Raw genomic sequence first — 5,597 nt, 5'->3', positions numbered from 1 at the left:
AGATCCGTGACGAGGCGCACCGCTTCGCCATCACCGGCATGCGGGCCAAGCGGGCCAGCATCCGCACCGGCGGCAGCCGGCTGGAGGACATTCCCGGCGTGGGGCCGAAGAAGCGCGCCCGGCTGCTGCAGCGCTTTGGCGGCGTGCGGGGGGTGACGGCGGCCAGCGCCGACGACCTGGCCACCGTGGAAGGCATTTCGAAGGAATTGGCAGAGGAGATCTACCGTGCATTGCACTGAACACAACACCCCGGGGGCGCGCCTGCGGCCGCGTGCGTGGGCCTGGGCGACGACGGCCACCGTGGTCCTGCTTCTGGCCTCCTGCGGCGCACCCGAGCCGCAGCAGCCAGCTGCGCCGGGCGGTGCGCCGTCATCGCGTCCCCCCGCGGCCGCTCCGCAGGCGCCGGCCCGCAGTTGGGCCGAGTACCAGGTGAGGGCGGCACAGCGCATGGTGGCGGCCAATCCCGACCGGACCTACATGGGACCGGTGGAGGAGCCGCTGCTGGCCATTCCTGTGCTGGAGATCGAACTCAAGGCCGACGGCGAGGTCGCGCGCATCATCGTCAAGCGCGTGCCTTCCCAGGCCACGGACACGGTGCAACTGGCCATTGACGCGGTGCGGCGCGGAGCGCCGTATGGCGAGGTGCGGCAACTGCCCAAGCCCTGGAAGTTCACCGAGGTCTTTCTCTTCAACGACGACCGTCAGTTCAAGCCCCGCACGCTGGACGAGGACTGAGCCGCGCTTCGTATCAGGGCGACGCAAGCAATTGCAGGCAGAATCGACGCATGTTCTTCACCATCCCCACCCTGCTGACCTGGGCCCGCATCGTGGCCATTCCGCTGATCGTGGGGGTGTTCTACCTGCCGGTGGACCCGGCCACCCGCAATCTGGTGGCCACCGTGCTGTTCGTGGTGGTGGCGCTGACGGATTGGCTGGATGGTTATCTGGCACGGCGCCTGAACCAAAGCTCGGCCTTCGGGGCCTTCCTCGATCCGGTGGCGGACAAGTTTCTCGTCTGCGCATCCTTGCTGATCCTGGTGCAGATGGACCGGGTCAATGCACTGATCGCCCTGGTCATCATCGGGCGGGAGATCGCCATCTCGGCGCTGCGCGAGTGGATGGCGCAGATCGGTGCCTCGCGCAGCGTGGCCGTGCACATGATCGGCAAGCTCAAGACCACGGTGCAGATGATCGCCATCCCCTTTCTGTTGTTCGATGGCGTGCTCTTCGGCGTGGTGTCCACCCACTTGTGGGGCACGGTGCTCATCCTGGGCGCGGCCGTGCTGACCATCTGGTCGATGGTCTACTACCTGCGCAAGGCCCTGCCCGAGATCCGTGCCAAGGCGCGTTGATCCCGCGCACGCCATCTGCGGCGTCCTGTGATCCTATGGGCCTAGAATCTGGCCCCTGCTTGACACCGCGGCGGCCGGCCGATGTAATCGATTTTTCCGCCACGGCGGACCACAACCGGATACCGGCATCGCCATTTCAGGCGCCCTGCGGCGATGCCCTCGAGGGAGTATTGTTTGTGAACAAGACAGAGCTGATCGACCTCATCGCCCAGCAGGCGGATATTTCCAAAGCTGCCGCCACGCGGGCGCTGGAGGCCATGATCGGCGGCGTGCAGACCACCCTGAAGAAGGGCGGTAGCGTGTCGATCGTCGGCTTTGGCACCTTCGCCGTGACCAAGCGAGCGGCGCGCACCGGGCGCAACCCGCGCACCGGCGCCACCATCAAGATCAAGGCGGCCAAGGTGCCCAAGTTCCGTCCGGGCAAGGGGCTCAAGGACGCCCTGAACTGATCATCTTTTGACGTCCGGCGGGTGCTTAGCTCAGTTGGTAGAGCGGCGCCCTTACAAGGCGTAGGTCGGGGGTTCGAGCCCCTCAGCACCCACCACCGCCGGTACGTGCAAGTCATTGGCTAGAATGCCGCGCGGCGTGCGCGAAGGCCCTTGAAGGCGAACCCCGGTTCGCCTTTGCTGTTTCTGGCCTGCGGCGCTTTCTCTCAAGGCGGAGCTTCATGTTCGATTTCGTCCGTTCGCACACCCGCTTGCTGCAAGGCGTGCTGGTGCTGCTGGTCTTCCCCTCGTTCGTCTTTTTCGGCGTGCAGGGCTATTCGCATTTCATGGACCAGGCGGCTGCCACCGTGGCCACGGTGGACGGGCAGCCGATCCGCCAGAGTGAACTGGAAGCGGCCCATCGCCAGCAGGTGGAGCGCATGCGCCAGCAGATGCCCACGCTGGACGTGAAGCTCTTTGACACGCCGGAGGCCCGCCAGCAGACGCTGGATGCGCTGGTGCGTGAGCAGGTGCTGCGCCACGCCGCCCAGAAGGAAAACCTGGTGGTGCCCGATCTTCGGCTGCAACGCCTGTTTGTCACCGACCCGGCCTACGCAGCGCTGCGCAAGCCCGACGGCAGCGTCAACAAGGACTACCTTGCCGCCCAGGGCATGAGCGTCGGCCAGTTCGAGGAGATGCTGCGTACCGAGTACAGCCTGCGTCAGGTCCTGGCTGGCGTGACGGGCTCGTCGCTGTCCGGTCAGACCGTGGCGGCCGCCAATGCCAATGCCCTGCTCGAACAGCGGGAGGTGCAGGTGCAACGCTTCGAGGCCAAGGACTACCTGGCCAAGGTCAACCCCAGCGATGCTGACATCGACGCCTTCTACAAGGCCCATGCCGACCTCTTCCGTGCGCCGGACGAGGCCAGCATCGAGTACGTGGTGCTGGACCTGGATGCGCTGAAGAAGCAGGTCACGGTGTCCGATGACGACCTGAAGAAGTACTACGAGCAGAACATCAGCCGCTACACGGTGCCGGAGGAGCGCCGTGCCAGCCACATCCTGATTGCCGTGGACAAGGATGCGGCTGCCGATGTGCGCGCCAAGGCCAAGGCCAAGGCGGAATCGCTGCTGGCTGAGGTCAAGGCCCATCCGGACAGCTTTGCCGAAGTGGCCAAGAAGAATTCCCAGGACCCGGGCTCGGCGGCCAAGGGCGGTGACCTGGACTTCTTTGCCCGCGGTGCCATGGTCAAGCCTTTCGAGGATGCCGCCTTCGGCATGAAGGTGAACGAGATCAGCGGGGTGGTGGAAAGCGACTTCGGCTACCACATCATCAAGCTGACCGCCGTGCGCGGCGGCGATCGCAAGCCCTTCGAGGCGGTGCGCGCGGAGATCCAGGACGAAGTGGCCAAGCAGCTGGCGCAGCAGCGCTACGCGGAGGCCGCTGAGCAGTTCTCCAACCTCGTCTACGAGCAGAGCGACAGCCTGCAGCCGGTGATCGACAAGCTCAAGCTCAGCAAGATGACGGCGGTGGTGCAGCGGGCGGTGGCCCCGGGCGCCACCGGACCGCTGGCCTCGTCCAAGTTGCTGGACGCTGTGTTCAGCGTCGATGCCCTGCAGAACAAGCGCAATACCGAAGCTGTGGAGACCGGCGCCAACCAGTTGGTGTCGGCCCGCGTGGTCAGCTATCGCCCCGCCCATGTGCGCGACCTGGCCGAGGTGCGGCCGCAGGTGCTCGAGCAGCTGAAGGCCGATCAGGCCGCCGCGGCGGCCCGCAAGGAGGGAGAGGCCCGTCTGGCGACCCTGAAGCAGAACCCGGCCGACACCCTGGCGCCTTCGGTGGTGCTGTCGCGGGCCCAGATCCAGGGCCAGCCCCGCCAGGTGGTCGATGCCACGCTCAAGGCAGATCTCGCCAAGGGGCCGGTGGTGGTGGGTGTGGACCTCGGCGCCCAGGGCTATGCCGTGGTGAAGGTGGTCAAGCGGGTGCCGCGCGCGGGCGATGACGCCGATCTGGCGCGCGCCAAGCCCTACATCGCCCAGGCTCTGACCCAGGCGGAAGAGGCGGCCTACTACGACGCGCTCAAGCGCCGCCACAAGGTCGAAATCAAACAGGCTGGCGCGCCGGCCGCTTCGGCCTCCGCGGCATCAAACTGATTGCCATGGCCCGAATTTTCGGGCTATAATGCACAGCTTACGGTGGTGGCTGTAGCTCAGTTGGTAGAGTCCCAGATTGTGATTCTGGTTGTCGTGGGTTCGAGTCCCATCAGCCACCCCACCAAATCAAGCACTTAGCCCGGTCCTGTGACCGGGCTTTTTGCTTTCTGGCTTTCATGTAGCCACCATGTAGCCAGAAGTGCATGCGTTTTCGGCGGGCCTGCAGCAATCGCATTTCACAATGCGAAAGATAAGCGTGGGATTTTGAATTTTTGGACTAGGTTTTCGGCGGGCTCATTGCGCCCCGCGGACTGAAAAGCTTCCGTCAGGGTCCCCCTGCGAAAAATTAATCCCGAAATGTTCGGCGGGGCGTGTGGTGTCGCCGACAGTGCTTCAACCCGCTGACCACCGTACGAGATGCGGTCAGGGATCTGCGGGCGGTGGGGTGCTGGAAGCGCTGTCAAAAGCGCGTTTGCGCCAGCGTGCGTCAGCGCGCGCCAGCGCTGCGTCACCGCCCTAGGACCCCCTTTAGGGGGTCCAGGGCTGACGCACGCCAGCGCATGGGTCGGTGACGCACCAGAAAGTGGGAAAAGTGCGCCAGCGCGCTGACGCAACCTCAGACCGATGCCGAGGTCCAGTAGCCCTCCCCGCTGACAACCGCCGAATTGGGCTGTCCTGGGGTCGCCGAGTGCTGGAGCTGGCGAGCCTGCCAACCACAGACCCTCAGGAAGGGGCCTAGAAATTCGCGTGCTGCGTGCGCGACGCTGAGGTGGTGCCGTGGGTGGCGGTCTGACATCACAGGCGTGCCAAGGGCCAAATATCGCGCCGAGCATTTCGGACCTGAGAACGGGGTGAGTGCGCCCGTATGAGGCAGGCGAAAGCGTGCCTACCTTGCCCACCTTGCCTACCTCATGCCCGGGGGAACGGGTCATCGCGCAAGCAATTGCGTTGGCGGCGTTGGCGGCGTTGGCGCATCCATTCTTCTGCGGACAGACCGCCGCGCCACGTCCTCGGGTGCCCCCTACAGTTGGAAAAGACTCGTAACAGTTAAGACACGGTGGGGGCAGGATGCGCAGGGGGTTGAGGTTTGCATTCGGGGCGGTGCTCGCTGGCTTGATCGGACAGGCCGCGGCGATCAACAAGTGCAAGACGCCTGAAGGCCGGACGGTTTACCAAGATGCACCGTGTCCAGGTGCTGAGTCGGTCAATCTATCCGGCGCGGGCAAGGCGGACTTGTCCTCACCCGGCGCGCTCTACATGCAGCGGGAAATTGCCCGGCAGGACAGGAATTCAAAGGTGCGGGATGCCATCGCCCGCGGGGCGGTGTCTATCGGCATGACCGCTGACGAGGTGGTGCAGTCCTGGGGGCGCCCAACGAAGGTGAACCGATCGATTGGGGCCGGCGGGGCTCATGAGCAGTGGGTGTATGACCGCGGGGACTTTCGCGCTCAATACGTCTATCTCGACAATGGCGTGGTCACTGGCGCTCAGTCTCAAGAGTAAGGCGTAAGGCGGCAGCGTTTGAATCCCAACAAGACAAGAGGGAAGGGCGATCAAGTCAAATTAATCCTGCTCGCGTTCCTGATTGTCCTCGCTGGCCTCATGTTCATTAGCCCATCGGAGACAAAAGCCGATCGGCGCGAGATTGCCGCAACCATGCGACGCGA

The 5,597-nt window shown here is 64.8% G+C and carries 6 protein-coding genes and 2 tRNA genes; all 8 read left to right on the top strand.

The window, feature by feature from the left end; translation table 11 throughout:
- Positions 1 to 239: helix-hairpin-helix domain-containing protein (locus I73_RS30905; RefSeq protein WP_234409486.1), on the top strand; the 239-nt coding region annotated here is incomplete at its 5' end.
- A complete protein-coding gene (locus tag I73_RS11950; protein ID WP_022980826.1) occupies positions 226 to 735 on the top strand; it encodes a hypothetical protein in 510 nt (169 codons plus the stop codon). The genes I73_RS30905 and I73_RS11950, both read left to right, overlap by 14 nt.
- A 50-nt stretch (positions 736 to 785) precedes the next feature.
- Positions 786 to 1,352, top strand: a complete 567-nt coding sequence (gene pgsA, locus I73_RS11945; protein WP_022980825.1) for a CDP-diacylglycerol--glycerol-3-phosphate 3-phosphatidyltransferase — start codon at positions 786 to 788, stop codon at positions 1,350 to 1,352.
- 176 nt (positions 1,353 to 1,528) lie between these two features.
- The gene (locus I73_RS11940) at positions 1,529 to 1,801 is read left to right on the top strand and encodes an HU family DNA-binding protein (protein ID WP_026096633.1); all 273 of its coding nucleotides are present in this window, start codon (positions 1,529 to 1,531) and stop codon (positions 1,799 to 1,801) included.
- A 19-nt stretch (positions 1,802 to 1,820) separates the two neighbouring features.
- A tRNA-Val gene (locus I73_RS11935) sits at positions 1,821 to 1,896 on the top strand.
- 123 nt (positions 1,897 to 2,019) lie between these two features.
- Positions 2,020 to 3,930 carry a SurA N-terminal domain-containing protein gene (locus I73_RS11930; RefSeq protein WP_022980823.1) on the top strand — a complete coding sequence of 637 codons (1,911 nt, stop codon included), beginning with the start codon at positions 2,020 to 2,022 and terminating at the stop codon, positions 3,928 to 3,930.
- 45 nt (positions 3,931 to 3,975) lie between these two features.
- Positions 3,976 to 4,051, top strand: a tRNA-His gene (locus I73_RS11925).
- A gap of 992 nt (positions 4,052 to 5,043) precedes the next feature.
- The gene (locus tag I73_RS11920) at positions 5,044 to 5,433 is read left to right on the top strand and encodes a DUF4124 domain-containing protein (RefSeq protein ID WP_159105878.1); all 390 of its coding nucleotides are present in this window, start codon (positions 5,044 to 5,046) and stop codon (positions 5,431 to 5,433) included.
- Positions 5,434 to 5,597 lie beyond the last annotated feature (164 nt).

It is taken from the genome of Ideonella sp. B508-1, assembly GCF_000333615.1.
Taxonomy (GTDB): Bacteria; Pseudomonadota; Gammaproteobacteria; order Burkholderiales; family Burkholderiaceae_C; genus Ideonella.
Note: the sequence above shows the minus strand (reverse complement) of the source record. Positions and strands in the feature narration are given on the sequence as shown.